At 40.4% G+C, this 19,582-nt stretch carries 15 protein-coding genes; 3 read left to right on the plus strand and 12 right to left on the minus strand.

Translation table 11 applies throughout. From position 1 onward, the window contains the following. Positions 1-2: 2 nt before the first annotated feature. From ACEW8U_RS12625 to ACEW8U_RS12665, 9 genes are all read right to left on the minus strand, one after another. The gene (locus ACEW8U_RS12625) at positions 3-770 is read right to left on the minus strand and encodes an ABC transporter permease subunit (RefSeq protein WP_373522408.1); all 768 of its coding nucleotides are present in this window, start codon (positions 768-770) and stop codon (positions 3-5) included. Beyond that, positions 763-1,506 carry an ABC transporter ATP-binding protein gene (locus ACEW8U_RS12630; RefSeq protein WP_373522409.1) on the minus strand — a complete coding sequence of 248 codons (744 nt, stop codon included), beginning with the start codon at positions 1,504-1,506 and terminating at the stop codon, positions 763-765. The genes ACEW8U_RS12625 and ACEW8U_RS12630 overlap by 8 nt, the downstream gene beginning before the upstream one ends. After that, a complete protein-coding gene (locus ACEW8U_RS12635; protein ID WP_373522410.1) occupies positions 1,481-2,722 on the minus strand; it encodes a nitrous oxide reductase family maturation protein NosD in 1,242 nt (413 codons plus the stop codon). Before ACEW8U_RS12635 ends, ACEW8U_RS12630 begins: the two co-directional genes overlap by 26 nt. A 328-nt stretch (positions 2,723-3,050) precedes the next feature. Then, positions 3,051-3,482, minus strand: coding sequence for a nitrous oxide reductase accessory protein NosL (locus tag ACEW8U_RS12640; protein ID WP_373522411.1), 432 nt, complete (start codon positions 3,480-3,482; stop codon positions 3,051-3,053). 308 nt (positions 3,483-3,790) lie between these two features. Continuing rightward, positions 3,791-4,369 (minus strand): hypothetical protein, encoded by a 579-nt coding sequence (locus tag ACEW8U_RS12645; RefSeq protein WP_373522412.1) that lies wholly within the window; start codon positions 4,367-4,369, stop codon positions 3,791-3,793. A 54-nt stretch (positions 4,370-4,423) separates the two neighbouring features. Continuing rightward, positions 4,424-6,388 carry a Sec-dependent nitrous-oxide reductase gene (gene nosZ / locus ACEW8U_RS12650; protein WP_373522413.1) on the minus strand — a complete coding sequence of 655 codons (1,965 nt, stop codon included), beginning with the start codon at positions 6,386-6,388 and terminating at the stop codon, positions 4,424-4,426. 23 nt (positions 6,389-6,411) lie between these two features. Then, positions 6,412-8,232, minus strand: coding sequence for a c-type cytochrome (locus ACEW8U_RS12655; protein WP_373522414.1), 1,821 nt, complete (start codon positions 8,230-8,232; stop codon positions 6,412-6,414). A 3-nt stretch (positions 8,233-8,235) separates the two neighbouring features. After that, entirely contained in the window at positions 8,236-8,958 is a 723-nt protein-coding gene (gene ric / locus ACEW8U_RS12660; RefSeq protein ID WP_373522415.1) for an iron-sulfur cluster repair di-iron protein, read from the minus strand. Between the two features lie 53 nt (positions 8,959-9,011). Beyond that, positions 9,012-9,443: an Rrf2 family transcriptional regulator gene (locus tag ACEW8U_RS12665; RefSeq protein ID WP_373522422.1), complete on the minus strand. Its 432-nt coding sequence runs from the start codon at positions 9,441-9,443 to the stop codon at positions 9,012-9,014. Positions 9,444-9,835: 392 nt separating this feature from the next. On the opposite strand from ACEW8U_RS12665, the gene ACEW8U_RS12670 reads away from it, so the two are divergent. From ACEW8U_RS12670 to ACEW8U_RS12680, 3 genes are all read left to right on the plus strand, one after another. Beyond that, positions 9,836-12,334 carry a heavy metal translocating P-type ATPase gene (locus ACEW8U_RS12670; RefSeq protein WP_373522416.1) on the plus strand — a complete coding sequence of 833 codons (2,499 nt, stop codon included), beginning with the start codon at positions 9,836-9,838 and terminating at the stop codon, positions 12,332-12,334. Positions 12,335-12,352: 18 nt separating this feature from the next. Next, a complete protein-coding gene (locus ACEW8U_RS12675) occupies positions 12,353-12,826 on the plus strand; it encodes a DUF305 domain-containing protein (protein ID WP_373522417.1) in 474 nt (157 codons plus the stop codon). Between the two features lie 360 nt (positions 12,827-13,186). Next, positions 13,187-13,921 carry an SDR family NAD(P)-dependent oxidoreductase gene (locus ACEW8U_RS12680; protein ID WP_373522418.1) on the plus strand — a complete coding sequence of 245 codons (735 nt, stop codon included), beginning with the start codon at positions 13,187-13,189 and terminating at the stop codon, positions 13,919-13,921. A 236-nt stretch (positions 13,922-14,157) separates the two neighbouring features. Here ACEW8U_RS12680 and ACEW8U_RS12685 read toward each other — a convergent pair whose 3' ends face one another. From ACEW8U_RS12685 to ACEW8U_RS12695, 3 genes are all read right to left on the minus strand, one after another. Continuing rightward, positions 14,158-15,558, minus strand: a complete 1,401-nt coding sequence (locus tag ACEW8U_RS12685) for a rhodanese-like domain-containing protein (RefSeq protein ID WP_373522419.1) — start codon at positions 15,556-15,558, stop codon at positions 14,158-14,160. A gap of 277 nt (positions 15,559-15,835) precedes the next feature. Further along, positions 15,836-17,740 (minus strand): c-type cytochrome, encoded by a 1,905-nt coding sequence (locus tag ACEW8U_RS12690; RefSeq protein ID WP_373522423.1) that lies wholly within the window; start codon positions 17,738-17,740, stop codon positions 15,836-15,838. 77 nt (positions 17,741-17,817) lie between these two features. Next, on the minus strand, positions 17,818-19,582 hold a 1,765-nt coding region (locus tag ACEW8U_RS12695; protein ID WP_373522420.1), incomplete at its 5' end, for a DUF1080 domain-containing protein.

The raw sequence follows: 19,582 nt of genomic DNA on the forward strand, positions 1-19,582 counted from the left end.
TTTCAAAAATCCTTTTTCCTAAAAACCCGCATCGCCACTAACAATGGCCAAAGCATCCAAATCAACATCATCGCTGAAGAGAGTAATATACCTTTTGCCGATCCGAAGAAATTCTGGAAAAAGGCTCCGGTATATCCCATGAGTGCGGAGATATCCAACTGCATCAACATGATAATTCGCCCAAGGTCAACAGGATTGAAGAAGACCAATCCTAAAGTGGTTTTTTCCAACGGGTAATCAGCCAAACTATAAATCAGGTACAGGACAAGTCCATCATAGATCAACGAGAAATAAATCCAAAATGATAAGCTGATACCAATGGCCTTGGCCTTGTCTCGGGTTAGTACCGATGCAAGAAAAGCCAATCCTGCAAAGACTACGCTGAGGGCTATTCCTATGCCTAATAAGATGAGAACAGTGCTGTCTGCACCCCATATTACCATGGGAATTCCAAATCCAACCACGATAGCTGCACTGAGCATGATGATCACTGCCAAAACCTGACTCAAAAAAACATCACGTCTCTTAACAGGTTGCGCAAGCATCAGCTCGGTGAATTCCAGGTTATTGAAAAAATGTGTGGTAGCAAATACCGCAGCTATCAAGGGGACAATCATCAACATGATATTAAGTAAACTTAAAGAGACCTTACTCATGTCCTCGGATACCTGATAGATGGAAACGGCCACCAAAACCATAAAGATGGTATATAGTATCGCAAACCTACTTTTCACGATATCATAAAGCGAATATTTCAGTAACTTAAACATGGCTCAAATCAGTTATTTTCTTCTTTTTTTTTAAACTCCATTCCATCAATCTGGCTATGGCTGTTGAGAATTTTTCTTCTCCTGTGATATCCTTTAGGCTGTTAATGGTATCATTGAAGAAGACTTCTCCCTCGTTGATATAGATGGCATGATCTTTCAGTTCATCCAATTCACTGAGAATGTGGGAGGTGATCAAGATGAGTTTGCCGGCATCCCGTTCTTTTTTGATTTTATTTTTCAAGGTTTCTACCGCCATCGGGTCAAGACCTGCAGTGGGTTCATCCAAGATCAGAATATCAGCCTTGAACATAAACGCAAGCGCAGCACTTACCTTTTGACGGGTTCCGCCACTCAGCGTATGCATGGGTTTGTCCATGGTTTTGTCAAGCCCAAATGCTTCTATCAGGTCAAGGTCATAATCTTTGATTCCAGGTCTCATGTCCTGCATCATGCTAAATAGTTGCCCAATTCTGATATTGTCAGGGTATCTTCCTATTTGAGGCATATATCCGATTTTCGCCCGGTAAGCAAAATTCCCTTTGATAGATTCACCCTTGACAAATACTTCACCTGAATGGGGAATGACCATACCAAGGATTATTTTGATCATGGTTGTTTTTCCGGAACCGTTTGGTCCCATCAATGCATAACTTTTGCCTGATTCAAACTCCAGATTGAAATCTTTCAGAACTTCAAGTTTGCCGAATTTTTTATGGATGTTTCGTACCGAAATCATAAGGGTTCATTTTAGGAGTGTTGTCTAACATATTTTCAGGAGTAATGGAAGGAATGACTTTTTCCATTCTGTCCAAAAGAGTTACCATAAAACTTCTCCAGAGTATTACAGCTGAGGGTATTTTTTCGACGATGACGCTAAAAAGGTTAATGGGTCGGTATGGAATATCACCGATTTTGTCTTTGTCCAAATCATACCCCTCGTATTTGTCCCAATAATTGTTCTGAAGTTTGTTCAAAACCAAACTCCCATTGGTGCTGATATCAAAAGTGTTGGCGAAGAAGTTATTGGCTTCAAAAGTATTTTGATCACAGCTTGCCATCAACTTAATGGCCCAGCCATTGGCATTGAAAGTATTGTTTTCGAAAAGGGTCCTGCTACTTCCTTCCATATAAATACCAATCGTGTTTTTACGGAAGATATTGCCGACAACTTCACTGTCGCTGATATCTTTGAGCAGGATACCATAAGAACTTGGACCCTCATTTTCTTCAAAAATATTTTCTTTCATCAGTACATTTTTAGTGTACATGACGGCTACTCCGGCACCATTTTTCTTGAAAGTGTTTCTGATATAGCTATTATTATGTGAAAACATAAAATGTAGACCATATCTGTTATTTTCTTCTATGAAATTACCTTGACTGACAGTGTTGGTGACAAACTCTAGGTAAATTCCGTCCCGGTGTCCTTTCACATAATTCTTTTCGATATGCGAGTCTTTACATTTCCAGAGGTGGATACCATTTCCGGTTTGGTATTCTTTCTCTGCAGTTGAAACCAAATGATTATTTGTGATAGTCATGTTGGAAGAATTAGAAAAATGAAGACCAAAAAAGGTGTTTTCCAATTGCACGTTATCCACACTGCAATATTTTGAATCAAAAAACTTGATTCCAGCAGAGTCTTCCATATTGGATTTTCCGGTGTTGATGATTTTGATACCCTTAATGTGAATATTTTCACCGGCTACCAAAAATATATTCCCCTTATCTTGCCCATCAATGATTGGGTACGATTCACCCAAAATGGTCAAAGGTTTTCTGATGACTATTTCATTTTCCTGATATATTCCGGCACTCAAAAGCAAAGTATCCCCATCAGCAGCCTTATCTACCACTTCTTGTATAGATTGCCCTTGCTTAAGTCGGATAGTCTTCGCACCCGATGGAAAAGCCATCAGGAATGTTAGTATCAATGTGATTATAACTTTCATTTTACTGTGGTTTATTTTTTAGAACCAAAGCCTGCCCCGAGTATCGGGGAACCAAGAATCAAGAACTGAGAGCCGAGAAACGAGAGCCGAGAAGCGAGAGCTGGGGTAAATTCCAGTTAAACCCAATACTAACCCACGTACTCCTTAAGAGATTGCCACGTCGCACGATGAACTACCCTAATTATAAAGGTTACTAGAAGTGCTCCTCGCAATGACGCCCTTGGATCCCCCTTCATCCTTTCTCCTTCATCCCTTAACCTACTGTCGACCCCTCATCCTTCATCTCTGATCCTACTACAATCTAAAATCTACAATCTAAAATCTACCCTTATTTAAACTGCGTCACCAATTCACCCCAGGCCAGATAGACACCACCGTGTTCTTTTTTATACTTCTTGAGTGTTTCATAATCTGAGAAAGCAATGATATTGCTGGCCATAGGGGTTTTGAAAGCTTCTGATTTGAGGTAAAAGGAAATCTTGGCATCGGATAATGTTTCCGGTTGATCGTAATCTGTAGTTAGGATATGTTTGAGGTCTTGTTCATTGACCTCATCAGATTCCAGAAAGGACATCAGGCAATTGACATCATCAAAGATGTATATCTTACCTTTTTGAGTGACCACTTCTGCACCATAATGCGGATCCATCAATTTCATTTTGCAATGATGACAGACATCCTCTCCATAATTGATAGCCCGCGGGTCTGCACTGCAACCAAAGAGGAGAGCGATTAAGAGAATGTTTATGAGATGTTTCATTTTTTGAGACATGAGACGTTAGACATAAGATGTGAGATTGGAGAAATGAGAGCCGAGATGCGAGATGCGAGAGTTGAGATGCGAGAGCCGAGAGCCGAGATGCGAGAGCCGAGATGTTAGAACCAAGAAACAAGAAACAAAGCCTGCACTGAGTATCGGGGAGTCAAGTAACAAAGCCCGCCCTGATTTCCGAGGAGCTAAGCTGACAGAACCGTGATAAATTCCAATTTAACCCCTTAGCTACTGTAGTTTAAATCTAAAATCTAAGATCTAAAATCTACAATCCTTCCTCCATCATCTTTTCTACTTCATCCTTTCTCTTTCCTCCTCCATTCCACCACTACCACCACTCCCATAATAAAAGCAGCACCGCCAAGTATCCAACCACCGATATCGGGTCCGGAATAGGCAAGGAAGTTTAGGAGTTCTTTGTATCCGATCAATGGTGGCTGATAGGCCATTCCAGGGACTTTTATGGCTGCTGTGGGGTCCAGATTATGTCCATAGTCATATCCCCAGAAATACATATCTACGAGAACTCCAATTCCCATTAGGACAATAAGCCCAAAAAAGGAATATACCATCCACCTCTTTGCAATGATCGCAGATAGAATGCCAAATCCGATGATAACTCCAAAGACATAAATGAGGTAAGTGAATTCAGGAAACATTTCTACCCCAAAGTGCTTCATGCCTATATAATGATTGACACCATTGATGATATTCACATCACCACTTAGCTTGTCAATCCATATTTTCATGTTCAGCCCCTCAGGATATTGTGGGGCCCAAAGACTGATTTGCCAAAGTGGAGTGAAGTAGGCTGAGATCATCAGCAAGGAGGCCATCAAGACCAGAAATCGGTTTATTGGACTGATTGTTTTCATTTCTTTTTAGGTAAACCGCCAACATTTCTGCTGGCGGTATTAGATGTTGAGCAACTATTCTGCATCACCAGTTGAGAATTTTAAAGGAGTATTACTGCCAGCAGGGGATACCCTGATATACCCTTGCATTTCCTGATGCAGGGCTGAACAGAAATCAGTACAATAGAAGGGGAAAATTCCGACTCTATCCGGCACCCATTTCAGCGTAGCTGTTTCACCTGGCATTACAAGTAGTTCTGCGGTATTGGCTCCCTTCACTGCTAATCCGTGGGGAACGTCCCAATCCTGTTCCAGATTGGTCATGTGGAAGTAAACCTCATCACCGACTCTTATCCCTTCGATATTATCAGGTCTGAAATTGGATCGAATACTAGTAAGGTAAATGTGGATCTTATTTCCATCTCTTTCTACTCGGGCATCGTTGATCCCTTTGAGGGCTCTTGGGTGGTTATTGTCCTCCATTTTGTAAAACTTCACCTGCTTGTCCATGATCAAAGATGCAGGAAATGCCTCGGCATAATGTGGTTCACCAATGGTAGGAAAATCAAGGAGAAGTTGCATTTTGTCTCCGGAAATATCATAAAGCTGTGCGGAATGTGCCAATTCAGGCCCTGTGGGTAGATATCTATCCTTGGTGATTTTATTGTAGGCAACCATGTATTTTCCATGAGGCTTGCCGGTTGGACCGCCGGGTATCATTAAGTGACCGACTGAATAATAGGTGGGTACCCGATCTACCACTTCCAGCGTTTCGATATTCCATTTTACAATTTCAGAGGATACAAACATAGAAGTGTAAGCAAATCCTTTACCGTCAAATTCAGTGTGCAAGGGGCCTAGTCCAGGCTTCTGTACTTCTCCGTGTAGCACAGATTCATACTTCAACACGGGCATTCCCTGCAATGGACCCTCAAAGTCCTCATCTTCAATTGCCTTCAACATCTTGGTAAATGAAAATACCGGAATAATTGCGGCTAATTTTCCACTGCCAATGATATATTCCCCTGTAGGATCAGTATCAGTTCCGTGTGGAGATTTGGGACAAGGGATAAAATAAACAATGTCTTTCATCTCCGTTGGGTCAAGGACCAAAACCTCGTTCTTGATTGTGGATACTCCTGTATGGGTATTTTCATCCCAAACATTATGGGCGTATTTCACACTTTGTTTCTTGCCTTTTCCTTGCTTGATATATTCTTCTGCTTTTTTCCAGTTGACAGCCATGATATAATCTTTGTCTTTTTGGGAGGCGTTGACTTCCAAAAGGGTATGCGCCATTTCAGTGTTATAAGTGGAGAAAAAGAACCAACCATGGGACTTTTTCTTTCCTGCCCTTGCTAAATCAAAGTTAAAAGGGGGTGCCTCAATCTGGAAACTGAGGTCCATCTCACCGGTTTCAGGATCTACACTGATGAAGCTGAGATGTCCTTTGAAGTTTTCTTTGTAAGTGGATATAGGCACGTCCCTGTTTTCATCCGCACCTGTGGGAACAGAGAATCTTGTACCTGCGACCACGTACTCAGTGTTTTCTGTGATAAATGGAGAAGAGTGATTTCCTGCTGAGTTGGGTATTTCTATAATCTCAACAGTTTTGAAGGTAGTAAGGTCAACCCTTGCTATACGCGGCGTATTATTTGCGTTTCCAAATGCCCATCGAGCATCATGTTCAGCATTGGTAGTAGAAATCGCGATGTGGTGCAAATCATCCCAAGGAACAAAACCATTTGCAGTATTGAGCATTGGTTTGGTTTCTTCAGAAAAACCATATCCGTTTTCGGGGTGAACTGAAAATACCGGAAGTATCTTGAATACCCTTCCTGATGGTAGTCCTACGACTGACATCTGACCGTTAAATCCACCCGAAACTATATTGTAAAATTCATCATATTGTCCAGGCGGGACATATACTTTACTGGCTGCATCACCGGAGATCGTACTTTGCGCTCCTTTTGGTTTACATCCATAGGCAAAAGACATTGCTATCGCAGCTCCTGCCAATAACCACATTCTTGTTTTCATTTTTGTTTGGGATTTATATTGGATTAATTTATTGCGGCATCTTTGGTACCTGTTCTTTCAAGATCATTTTTGCGGAGAAATTCAAGGATATCTCTTGAATCCGCAACGGTGATATTCTGGTTGGGCATTCTGGTGAGGCATTCTTCCAAAAGCGCTTGAGCAACCGGATCTTCATCGAGCATCACCTCTACATTAGTGATCATGTTCATGATCCATTCAGGACGTCTTCTGTTAGTGACACCTTCAAATCCAGGCCCAACTAATCGCTTGTCATTGTATTGATGGCATGCTGTACATTTCATGTCCAGAATTGCCTTGCCATTGTTTGCCATGGATTCGTCGATTCCTTCACCGAGATCTACATTTTTGATTTCACCGATACCCTTTGGGTCAGCGGGTTTCTCTGTTTCGGCACTTGGTGGGGTGTAGGAGCCCTGGTTTTCACCTCCTCCACCTCCACAACTGATCATCAGGAGTAATGCTGCTCCAAATGACATGAGCATTGAAGTTTTCATAGTTTGTTTGTTTGTTGAAATTTGAGTTTTGGATTTTATTTGATTTAGAATCGGGATGGTTGAATATTTTCCTTGGTTTTTCACCATGCTGATCAAGAGTAATATCAATGCCAGTGGGAATAGGGTGGAGGAAAGGAATAAGAGGAGATGATATTGTGGGATAAATCCCATTTTGGCCCAAAGCAAGGTGCCCTGCCCCAATAAAAGGATTTCAGAACTGATAAATCCAAAGCTCAGAATGATCCAACCACATTTGGAGGGTCGGTTGGAGGGGAGCCAAAAATTTTTTACTGCAAGACCACCGATACCAAATGTAATGGCACCGAGCATCACCAAGTGAATAAATCCTATAACATACATTCTGATGTTAAAGGCCATCGTAGCCACTTCAGGAAGGACAAGGGCGCTCTGAATAAATGCTTTCGCTGCCAGACTCAAAACCCCTAGGTATATCATACCATCAATCCAATGGTTTGGGATCTTCAAAAAATCAGAACTTAAGAATTTTGCAGATTTCAAAATCCAGAAATAGGCTATGCCTTGAAGCAGGACGCCAAGCGTATTGAAATAATAAAGACTTTCAATCGGTGTGCTCCAGGATACTGCCAGTGCATAAGTAAAGAATAAAGAAAGGTTGAGGATCAAAAAAGTGATTTTGCTGAGATTGACAGTAAACCCTTTTTGAATGGCATAGTGGACCAATAAGCCCAATAAAGCATAAACAAACCAGCCATTGAGCTGAAAGTGCAAAAACCACTGGACACTCATAAAATATAGCGGATGCAATCTTCCCAATGTTGCTGCGATAGGTGCTATTGCCCATAGCCCCAGAGTTGAAAGAACCATCCAATAGATACTATATTGAATTAATTTAACTGAAGCCTGGCTTTTAATTTTGGATATATCCTGTAAGAAAAAGTACGCAAAACAATAACTGACCAAAAGATGGATGGTGGAAAATGCAATGCTATATAATCCGTATCCCTGAAAAGGGAAACTCAACATCATACCAATGTTGGCGATTACAGCAAGAAATAATAGATTTCTGTAGATTTTAAGCCTTGTGATATCTTTTACAAATGTGAATACAAGCGCACCTGAAAGTAGTAAATACCCCCATCCCAACAATGCCACATGGGAGTGGGCATGAAGCAGGTGTTTGTACTCAAAGTAGGGGATCTCTCCGATGTGAAAGTATCGCATAGCCAACCCGAAAAACGAGGCCATCAAAAAGAAAATTACCGCCCAAATCATCCATGGTTTGGCCAAGACTTCCATCGGTCTGAAGGAAGTACTATTAGGGTCAATATGTGATTGGGCGGAATTCATTTATCAGGAATTCATTTGGGTGTACAATTCAGTGGCTTTTGGAAACAGAATGTTATTTTCCAAGTGGATATGGGTATGTAGGTCTGATTCAAATTCCTTGAGCATTTCAAATGCAACCCGGTATGTCTGACAGCCATCAGAAGGGGTTTTGTAACCATCACTCAATTTGGAAATGGTCCTGAATCTTTCCCCTTCAGTATCATGCTCATCTTCCATCATCCTAATTGGATTGTCAATATGACCAAAGTGTGGTTTTGAAAGTGGAAAGCCACTTTTTTCGGCCTCTTCCATGGCTTTGACATAAGGGAACAGTATCAGTTCCTCTTTTTTCATATGCGAAGTCAGGGCATCGGAGGCAGCCATAAACTCATCCCGAATCTGAAATAATTCAGAGTGTCTTTCACCGTGGACTGTAGCTAGCTTCTGTAGATAAGCTTTCAAAGGAGGTAATGCATTTTCGACATATTGATGATGGGTTTCAATAATATAATCTATCAATTTTGATAGACCGAAGTCTGTGTAATGGACCTCATCAGGAAGTACTGTTGCTTTTTGTAAATCCTCAGTGACTTCCTGTAGATTTGCTCCGTTTTTGCTACAAGCTTCCTGTAGACTGATACCACCTCTACAGCAGAAGTCGATTCCATATTTGGTGAATACTTTTGCGGTTTTAAAGTTTTCGGCAACTATGGCCCCTACTTTTCTATTTTCCAGTTCTTTGATCATGATTTTGAGATTTATATTAAGACTATTTTATCCTTTATTAAATTAAATTTTTTTCAGTACCTCAGAAAGCTGATTCCAATATTGACCCGATCAGCTACGTCCTTTAAGCTAGTGGTCATGAGCATCCCTGTGAGATGGTCTCTGACGGCTTTGAATTTGTGGTGAACAGGGCAGGGATGATCTTCCGAGCAGGTTTCCAATCCCAAGGCACAACCTAAGAATATCATGTCACCATCGATGGAGTGGACAATTTCTGCAAGAAACATTCGGGAAGGATCTCCTTGAATGTGAAAACCTCCATTTGGGCCTTTGACTGAATTGAGCAAATCACTTTTGACCAGCTCTTGCAATATTTTTGCGGTAAATGCTTCTGGAGAATTGATCGCCTTTGAAATTTCTTTCAATCCAGCCCTTTCCTGACCTTGGGGTAAAGTTGCCATGTATATCATGGCGTTGATGGCATATTTACAGGCTTTGGAAAACATCTCTTCTTCAATACAGGACAAATATATCCTTTTTTATATTAAAGACAAAAATATCTTTTATTATTTTATTAATCTTTTCGGAATTTGTAATGTCGGACGACAGATAAAAAGGATTTGTAATCCTGGTTTTGGGCAGGCAGGTGTTAATGGAATTACAAATTCAAATTATCTGTTCTCAGGATTGCAAATCACGAGGAGCGGATAAATATTGTTCAAAATGTATAACAAAATAATAATATGGTATAATACAAAGCGCTATAAAAAGTCTTAACATTGTTTATTTACAAATCCCTTTTCTGATAGGAGCTAAGAGAGATATGATTTAACTTGAGCGTATCAAACAGCCACTGAACAGTTTTTATGGCTACCATTTTACTGATTATCAAAAAAAAATGAGACATACTTATCATATACAAGGAATGACTTGCAATGGCTGTTCCAGTCATGTAAAAAAAATACTTTCAAATGTAGAAGGGGTTACAGATGCAGCAGTTGATTTAGAAAAAGCCGAAGCCTCCATCGAAATGGAAAAACACATTCCTTTTGAAACTTTTCAAGAGGCTTTAAAGACTGATGGAGGAACATATAGTATCCATAAATCAGGAGAACATCAACATCTTCCAAATCCTAAAAAAGAGAAATCAAAAGGGAAAGGCACGGGCACATTTTATTGTCCAATGCATTGTGAAGGTGATAAAACCTATGACAAAGCAGGCGATTGTCCGGTCTGTGGAATGGATTTAGTGGAAGAGCAAAATATATCCAGTAACTCGTCAGAACAATGGACCTGTCCAATGCACCCGGAAATAGTAAAGGATGAAGCCGGTGCTTGTCCTATTTGTGGAATGGATTTGGTGCCTCTACAAGCTGACCTTTCAGCAGAAGAAAAAACATACAAAAATCTATTAAGGAAATTTTGGATAGCATCAGTATTCACGCTACCTATTTTCTTAATCGCCATGAGTGAAATGATATCCAATAATCCTTTGTATCAGATACTGGAACAAAAATATTGGAATTGGATACAGTTTGCATTGTCCATTCCAGTAGTTTTTTATGCCACATGGATGTTTTTTGAGCGTGCCTACAAAAGCATAAAAACGTGGAATCTCAATATGTTTACACTGATCGGAATTGGGGCAGGGGTGGCTTGGTTATTTAGTGTGTTTGGAATGCTTTTTCCGGATATATTTCCAGCACAGTTTAAAACCGAATCAGGAGCAGTTCATGTCTATTTTGAAGCTGCTACAGTTATTTTGACTTTGGTACTCCTAGGGCAATTATTAGAAGCCCGTGCCCATAGCAAAACCAATTCAGCGGTTAAAGAACTTTTAAAATTAGCACCAAACAAAGCCATTAAAATTGTCAATGGTGAAGAAGTAGAAGTGAGTATAGACAAAATAGAATTAGGGGATATCTTAAAAGTAAAACCTGGCGAAAAAATTCCTGTAGATGGTTCAATTTCGGAAGGCGACACCACTATTGATGAATCCATGATTACAGGCGAACCTATTCCTGTAAATAAAGCCGAAGGTGATAAAGTAAGCAGTGGCACGATCAATGGCAACCAATCTTTTCTGATGAAAGCAGAAAAAGTAGGTAGCGACACATTACTGTCTCAGATCATTCATATGGTGAATAATGCCAGTAGAAGTCGTGCCCCTATCCAGAATTTGGCAGATAAAGTCTCAGGCTATTTTGTGCCGATTGTAGTTCTTATTTCTTTGCTCACTTTTGCAGTTTGGGCTATTTGGGGACCAGAACCTGCTTATGTATTTGCGTTTGTGAATGCCATTGCCGTTTTGATCATTGCTTGTCCCTGTGCTTTAGGGTTGGCAACACCAATGTCCGTCATGGTTGGTGTTGGCAAAGGCGCTCAAAATGGGGTGTTGATTAAAAATGCAGAAGCACTTGAAAAGCTAAACAAGGTAAATACATTGATCATTGACAAAACGGGCACCATAACCGAAGGAAAACCTGCAGTTGAAAAAATGGGTGCTTTCGATAATGGTCTCAGTGAAAGCGAAGTGCTTCAATATATCGTCTCCTTAAACAGCAATAGCGAGCATCCATTAGCTGAAGCAACGGTGAAATATGGTAAAGAGCAAAGTGTGGATATTTTGAAATCTGAAAATTTCAGTGCTGTAACAGGCAAAGGTGTTGAGGCAACAATTGAAGGTAAAAAAACAGCTTTGGGCAATCCGAAAATGATGGAATATGCTAATGCTGAAATTACTTCTACAATGCAGGAAGAGGCTAAAAAATACCAACAGCAGGGTAAAACAGTTTCATACCTGTCTGTTGATCAAAAAGTAGTTGGCTATGTGGTGATTGGCGATAAAATCAAATCCACAAGTGCCAAAGCCATTGCCGAACTTCAAAAAAACGGCATTGACGTAATTATGCTTACAGGCGATAATCACGACACGGCAAAAGCCGTTGCTGATGAACTCAATTTAGCAGATTTTAAAGCCAGTATGCTTCCCAAAGATAAAATGAATGAAGTGGAAAAACTTCAACAACAAGGCAAGGTGGTGGCAATGGCTGGTGACGGTATAAATGATGCCCCTGCTCTAGCAAAAAGTGATGTAGGAATTGCCATGGGAACAGGCACAGACGTTGCCATTGAAAGCGCCATGATAACACTGATAAAAGGCGATTTGCAAGGCATTGTAAAAGCACGCAATTTGAGTCATTCAGTAATGATAAACATCAAGCAAAATTTGTTTTTTGCACTCATTTACAACACCTTGGGTATTCCCATTGCAGCAGGTTTGTTATTTCCATTCTTCGGAATATTACTATCACCTATGATAGCAGCCTTGGCGATGAGTTTTAGTTCTGTGTCTGTTATAGCCAATGCTTTACGGTTAAGAACTGTTGATATTTAAAATTTAAATCAAATAATCATGGAAAGTGCAGAACAAAACAACAATTACAAAACATTCTTTTTAATGTTGGCTTGCTCATTTGTAGCAATGTACATCACCATGTATTTAAATACCTATGCCATAGACCACGTTTATTTTAGCCTTACACGGTTTTATATGACCTGTTTAGGTATTTCAGCAATGGCAGTCATTATGTGGTTTTTCATGAGAAAAATGTACCAAAACAAAAAGAAAAACATAACTATTCTTGCAGGTAGTGCCATTTTATTTGTATCAGCATTGGGCCTGGTAAGAATACAGTCACCTATCATAGGCGATATCTTGTGGATGAAAGCAATGATTCCTCACCATTCTATTGCAATCCTTACGAGCGAAAGGGCAGATATCCTAGACCCTGAGGTGAAACAATTAGCCAATGATATTATAAAAGCCCAACGCGAGGAAATTGAAGAAATGAAAACCATGATAAAGCGCTTGGAAAATGAAAAGTGAAACTAACTCCTCATCATAATTTTCTCGCTGTTCGATACCGAATATTCGGTATCGAACGACAGATAACTAGGATTTGTAATCCTAGTCTCGTTTAGGGAGGTTTTACTGGAATTACAAATTCCAATCATCTGTCTTCGCGATTGCAAATCACGAGGAGCAGGAAGCTGGATCGTTTTCAAAGTTAACCCTCCCCAAGTATTGATTTTTTACCACCCTGACTTTTCTTATGAGGGGATCATGCAACATATACCAATCATAGTGTAATGCATAAACCTTGGATGTCACGTACTTTTATTAATGTAAACTTTAAGCCATTCAACCAATTCTGATTCATGTATGATTTTAAATACTTTATCAAAGATGAAAAAATTAGAAAATAAAGTAGCAATTGTTACCGGCGGTGCAGGGAGTATTGGTAGAAATACTGCTAAGCTTTTTTTAGATGAGGGAGCTAAAGTGCTTTTGGTAGATTTAGAAGAAGAGGTACTTAAAAAAGCTGTTGAAGAATTGGGCGGAAAAGACGTCAAGTATTGTGTGGCAGATGTATCCAAATCAGAAGACGTTCAAAGATACGCTGACAAAGCGGTGGAATATTTCGGAAAAATCGATGTCTTTTTTAACAATCCAGGAATTGAGGGAGTGGAAGAACCAATTGTTGACTATTCGGAAGAAATCTTTGACAAAGTAAATTCAGTCAACGTAAGAGGCGTTTGGTTGAGAAATAAATACCTATTGCCACAAATGAATGTCGGTGGCAGCATCATATCATTATCAGGTTTGGTAGGAGGCCCATATATAAGCGCTTATATAGCCGGTGAACATATTTGTGTAGGAATTTTGCAAGTAATGTCTGTGGAAGCCGATCTAAAAAAAATAAAGGTAAATAGCATATATTCTTCTCCCTTTGTTAATCGAATAATTCGCTCGCCGGATGAAGGTTTTTCTAGGGGTCAGGGAGCAGAGATAAAAGTAAATCTTGAATTAGCAATTCCTCTTTGGCAATATGTACAGGCCAGTGAAATAGCAGAACTTGTAATGATTTTTGCCAGCGATGATACCATTCAGGTATTTGATGGTGGAATGACTGTTCATTAAAAAATTATCAAGCAAAGAGACGTAAAAATTGTAATAGGCAGCAGTGGAATAATAAAGTCAGCCTTAATTCATAAGCTTGCTAAAAAATACCCTGTTGTTAGTTTTGATAAAGATGGCTATCCTTAGAATTACAAATTCCAAATATCTGTCCTCGCGATTACAAATCCCGAGGAGCAAAAAAAGCCTGGTTTCCCGGGCTTTTTACATACTGGTCTTTCGACCAAAATCAATCACACTTAACCATTAACCAATTCTTTTTCTTCTGCAAACCAGTCATTCCAGCCACCTGCATAGTTCAATATATTGTCAAATCCATTGGCTTTCAAAATGGAGTAGGCGATAGCTGCTCTGCCACCTGCTTGGCAATAAATGATAACGGGCTTGTCTTTGGACACCTTGTCAAGATTCTGTGGAAGTTTGCCGACAAATAGGTTAATAGCTCCTTTTATATGGCCTTCATTGAATTCAGATGCACCTCTCACATCAACAACCTGTGCATCTTCGTCCAATTTAGATATTACAGTTTCTTTATCTATTGGTGTAAAGGTTTCAAGATTTCCTTTCTCAAAAGTGTCCAACTGCTCAGGGGTGATGTATCCTGATAAGTTATCCAACCCTATTCTCATCAACTTTCTGGTAATATCCTCAACTTGGTTTTCCTCAGCGATGATGATGAAGTTTTCTTCATAGTTCAAATACCAACCCATCCAAGTGGAGAAGGAATTATTATTGGTGATACTTAATGTGCCATTTAGAAATCCTTTTGCATATTCTTCCCATGGTCTGGCATCTATAATTTTCAAACCTTTATTCTTGATTTTTTTAAACGCTTCTTTGGAAAGGTTTTCAATTGAAGGTACTTCAGTTACCAATTTTCTGTCCACCTTGTTGAGTTTCTTCATCTTGGCGAAGTACTTTGGCGGCTCAGGTTGACCGGACAACAGCTCCTTGGCAAAAGCTACTTTGTCATCCAAAAGCTGCAAGGCCCAGTTTCTTATTTTTTCGTATCCTACTGTAGTCGATGGTACGGCACCAAGGGCTTTCCCACAGGCAGAACCTGCACCGTGACCAGGCCAAACTTGAATATAATCTCCGAGTTTGTTGAATTCCTGTAATGAATCAAACATCTGAGCGGCGCCGATATCCTGTGTTCCTTTGAGACCTGCGGCCTGTTCCAATAAATCAGGTCTTCCCACATCACCTACGAATACAAAGTCACCCGTAAATAACATCACAGGCTCATTGGTGGCAGGTTTGTCAGTTAATAAAAAGCTGATACTTTCAAGTGTATGTCCTGGAGTATGGAGAACTTCAAAAGTCAAGTTACCCATTTTAACCACATCACCATGTTTGATTTTGTTGTGAGGAAATTCATATTTCCAGTTATCATCGCCTTCGTCAGATAAGTACAATTCTGCGCCGGTCAAGGCAGCCAATTCCCTTGAACCGCAAAGAAAATCCGCATGGATGTGCGTTTCCAGGATATGGGTGATTTTCAAGTTGTTGGCTATTGCAATGTTGATATAAGTATCTACATCTCTTTTTGGATCGATTACAGCAGCAATTCCTGCTGCCTGACATCCGATTACATAACTGGCCTGCGCTAAACTTTTGTCATAAACGAGTTCGAAGAACATATTTTTTTAATTTTTATTTTCAAATTGTTAAAAGCTCTGGAACTGATATCTCCAAGCTTTTTGATTTTATGAATACAAATATAAGCTTATTGATGCCTGTTAAAGTGTGATAAAAATTACCTAAGGGAAAAATTTCAGATGTTCAGTTCTAGCTGTTTGATATTTGTTATGTCGAACCAAAGATGAATATGATTTGTAATCCTTGTCTCAATATGTCCTAAGCTATTGGAATTACAAATTCCATTTATCTGTCCTCGGGATTATAAATCCCGAGGAGCTACCTTAAGGAATTGATATAAGCAGCTATTTTCAAAGCTTCATCACGGGGGACATGGGGCATGGGTGACATGGGAGTGGCATATTCAGGCCAGTTTTCTGGCTTGGGGTAATAGATCAATTCTACTATCTTTTCATTGGTATATTTTCTTTTTGCAATGTCCGTGTAGGAGGGACCTACCTGTTTTTTATTGGCCTGATGACAGGCAGTGCAGGTGTTTTTTGCCAACAGAGCATTGATAACTTCCATTGAGGGAACCTCATCTACTTTTGGTGAAGCAGGTTTAACAGCTGCAGCTACTGCAGGCTTTGTGGTATTTTCTGTTTTCTTGGCTTCCTTGGCCTTGATCTTTTCCTGTTCTACAATCGAATTGAACCGACTGACATCAACAAGGTCAAGTTTTTCTCCTGTTGGAATATTGTTTAAGGTATAGTAGGCAGTTGGATGCACAAGGGAATGGGAATCTTTTCTCTCTCTAATGCCATCCAATGTAATTCGATGGATATAATATTTTCTAAGTCCGTCAACGATGATTCGGACTTTCATGCCATCATCCGAAACTTTGACACCTGACACAGCATTGTCCACAATATTTACCGGCGGACTTCCATAAACTGGATGATATTTATACACAAAACTCTGTACCGCATAAGAGGCTAGGTCAGTGGCTATTTTGAAATCAACAGGCTTTGTAAATTCAATTTCAAATCCGTCAGGCATGGCTTTGACGGTCCTCATTTCAAAAGGCATCTCGTTGTTCCAAACCAATCTTTGAAGACCTTCGTTGGCTTCTCCTGCTGAACCCCAACCTCTGTTGGTTTCTCCGACAAAAAGGGATTTGTCCTGAGCGAATGCCATCCTCAACACTCCGGATTGAAAACCGCTTCTAAAATCTATAGAAGCTCCTTGGTATTCTCCATTTACTTTTTCAAGGAAAATCCTCATGATTTTACTTTGACCTTGATCGCCGACCAAAATCTGACCTTCAAAAGGCCCAAGATGACCTTTTGGAATCTGTAAAGGCTCTGCATTGGAAATCCCATGTATGCCATGTGGAAGCCATACAGCAGGTAATTTTAAATCAGGAAGTTTTTCTTTTGCTTGATACATGGTCACAAACTCTTCATCAATTACATTTTCAGGTTTGATGTATCGGTCATTCTCGTCTTTAACTTTTCTTGGGTCTACTACAGCATCAAATTGGGCTGAAGTAAGTTTCAATGGAGAACCTTCCATTTCGGTCCATGCCAATCCAGCTGGATGTCCTGTAAAATCACCTTGCTCCAAGTGCCACAAACCTCCGGAGCCCATGTAATCTCCTTGGTTTTCGGTATAAAACAATTCTCCGTCAATAATTCCCAATCCTGCGGGAGAGCGCATACCTGTTGCAAATGGCTCAATGGATCCGTAGGGAGTTATTTTGATAACCCAGCCTCTGTAGGGTACGCGACTTTCACCTCGCCACCATTCTTGATTTCCGAAAGCTACGTTACCTGAAACATAGAAGCTACCGTCTTTTCCTACTTTAGGTCCAAAGCTATATTCATGGTAATGTCCCGAAATTGGCCATGAGGCAAATGTTTCGTAAAGGTCAGCAACGCCATCTTGATTGGTATCTGTCAGCTTGGTCAATTCCCCTCTTTGGGCACAATAAAATGAACCATCCTTGTAAACCAGTCCAAGTATTTCATGCAAGCCTGATGCGAATTTTCTGAAATAGGGTCTAGGACTGGTGGGATTTTCCACGATAAAAACATCCCCTCGTCGGGTAGCCACGCCAAGATGTCCATTGGGCAGCATCACCAGCCCACCTACTTCCAGTAAAGTGCCTTCTGGTGAACTTACCTTCATAATCTTGTAGTAATCCTCCTCCATGGGAGATTCTTGGGCATTTGCCTGATGCATTAATATTCCTGACAGGCAAAGCAAATATGAAAGTGTATATGTTAAATTAAATTTTCTCATCAGTTTATGGCAATAGGTTAAAACAAGAGGGAATAATGTAAAGGAAGGCTGATAGAAACCATCAGGTTTATTCCATCGCTACCACTTTCAATGGCCGGTTTGGAAGGTGATTTTGGATCCATTTGAATGTAGTAACCTTTGTCTACCACCCAGTATAAACCGTCCTGGATCATTCTGATTTCTCCACCTGAAGCGATGCTATAACGCTTATTGGCAGTGATTCCTTCGGTAGTAAGGGTCCGATCCAATCCTTTTCCATCGGTTCGTGCAATAATAAAATCCTTGAACTTCACCCCAATATTCTGATACTGATATTCTACTCCTCCATTTTTGAGCTGATAGCCATTTGCTTTGAATTTCTCGCTCATGGCGGTGAACTCTGTGTCATGCAGGTTTTTTTCAGGATTTCCCAGAAAGACCACAGCGCCCATTGGTTTGGAAACACCATTTCCGCGGTTGTTCCACATGGGAGTGGCATCCAAAAATCCTCCTCTCCAAACTTGAACAAGGTTACCTTTGCTTAAGTCAAATGAATAATGCACTTTTTGGGCACCTGCAACAGATACAGCGTGTGTGAGTCTTTTCCCATCGGGTAAATCAATAAAACTCCTGAGAACAGGAACTTCATTGGGGTTAACCAATATAGGATCTACCGTGTTAGTGATTGATACTTTGCTTTTGGATAGGGGAAACAGACGCAGACCAGGTCCCGCAATACTTAGATCCAAGCCTGTATTAGACCAGTCCATGGTTTTGGAGACCAAAATCTCTACAGGGACACTCCCTTTTTGAAGTGTGATTTCTTTGAATTGATACCCTTCCTGTATCGGAAGTAGGTTGATTCCATTGATATAAAGCGCTCCCATTCCTGAAGGAACCACCATCAAAAAGTTGTAATTTCCAGAGGCAGGAATCTCCAGCTTGCCTTCATACTTGATAAGGTTTTGTTTGGTAGGAGTATATACTTGATCATTGATATTTTTAATTATTCCTACCCCGGAAACATTTAATTTGTCAAATTCCGGAACTTGGTTAAAAAATCCTTCATAAACCATATAACGCAGTTCTGACAACACCGGGGCCTCCGAATCAAATTTGGTGACTTTGATATTTCTAAAAGCTACTGCACCATGGTCACCCTGAATCCTAATTGGACCTCTTGGGATGTCATTCGGTTTCAAAGAACCCCTTGTTGGTCCAAATACCTCCAGATTTTCATGGATCAATACGCCGTTGAGGTGGACAGATAGGAATTTTGCGTTTTCTGTTTTCTCTCCCTTTTCATTGAATCTGGGAGCTTGGAAAGAGACTTTGAGATTTTGCCAGACACCTGGGGCCCGGCTTACATTTTGGCGCGGAGCATATCCTTGATATCCTTTTTGGCCATCAGGCTTGCTTTCATCCCATCTTTCATAGACACCGCCCATATCTCCTGCACGTGCAGTGGTTTTGCCCCAACTGTCGAGAATCTGAATTTCATACTGTCCCATCAGGTAAACACCCGAATTGGATTCAGGGGCAACCATGACCTCAAGTTCCAGGTCAATATCACCGAATTCTTCCAAGGAAACCAAGTCCTGACCATTGTTTTTCTTGGTAGGTTGGTTGACTAGCACTCCTTCACCTTTGGTAAAGTTTAGGAGATTGGGCTTGTCCAAATTTCCTGATACCTCTGTGGCATTATGCCAAGTGCCGGTATTTGGTTTATAGTCTGAAAGAGAGTTGATTTGTACTGTCTGTTGGGCAATGAGTCCTGCTTCAGGAAAAAATCCAGTCAGAAGT

The organism is Aquiflexum sp. (assembly GCF_041751335.1).
Taxonomy (GTDB): Bacteria; Bacteroidota; Bacteroidia; order Cytophagales; family Cyclobacteriaceae; genus Aquiflexum.

Coding starts and splice junctions, on each gene's coding strand:
- ACEW8U_RS12625 (WP_373522408.1), bottom strand. CDS start 770: ATGTTTAAGTTACTGAAATATTCGCTTTATGATATCGTGAAAAGTAGG.
- ACEW8U_RS12630 (WP_373522409.1), bottom strand. CDS start 1,506: ATGATTTCGGTACGAAACATCCATAAAAAATTCGGCAAACTTGAAGTT.
- ACEW8U_RS12635 (WP_373522410.1), bottom strand. CDS start 2,722: ATGAAAGTTATAATCACATTGATACTAACATTCCTGATGGCTTTTCCA.
- ACEW8U_RS12640 (WP_373522411.1), bottom strand. CDS start 3,482: ATGAAACATCTCATAAACATTCTCTTAATCGCTCTCCTCTTTGGTTGC.
- ACEW8U_RS12645 (WP_373522412.1), bottom strand. CDS start 4,369: ATGAAAACAATCAGTCCAATAAACCGATTTCTGGTCTTGATGGCCTCC.
- nosZ (WP_373522413.1), bottom strand. CDS start 6,388: ATGAAAACAAGAATGTGGTTATTGGCAGGAGCTGCGATAGCAATGTCT.
- ACEW8U_RS12655 (WP_373522414.1), bottom strand. CDS start 8,232: ATGAATTCCGCCCAATCACATATTGACCCTAATAGTACTTCCTTCAGA.
- ric (WP_373522415.1), bottom strand. CDS start 8,958: ATGATCAAAGAACTGGAAAATAGAAAAGTAGGGGCCATAGTTGCCGAA.
- ACEW8U_RS12665 (WP_373522422.1), bottom strand. CDS start 9,443: ATGTTTTCCAAAGCCTGTAAATATGCCATCAACGCCATGATATACATG.
- ACEW8U_RS12670 (WP_373522416.1), top strand. CDS start 9,836: ATGAGACATACTTATCATATACAAGGAATGACTTGCAATGGCTGTTCC.
- ACEW8U_RS12675 (WP_373522417.1), top strand. CDS start 12,353: ATGGAAAGTGCAGAACAAAACAACAATTACAAAACATTCTTTTTAATG.
- ACEW8U_RS12680 (WP_373522418.1), top strand. CDS start 13,187: ATGAAAAAATTAGAAAATAAAGTAGCAATTGTTACCGGCGGTGCAGGG.
- ACEW8U_RS12685 (WP_373522419.1), bottom strand. CDS start 15,558: ATGTTCTTCGAACTCGTTTATGACAAAAGTTTAGCGCAGGCCAGTTAT.
- ACEW8U_RS12690 (WP_373522423.1), bottom strand. CDS start 17,740: ATGCATCAGGCAAATGCCCAAGAATCTCCCATGGAGGAGGATTACTAC.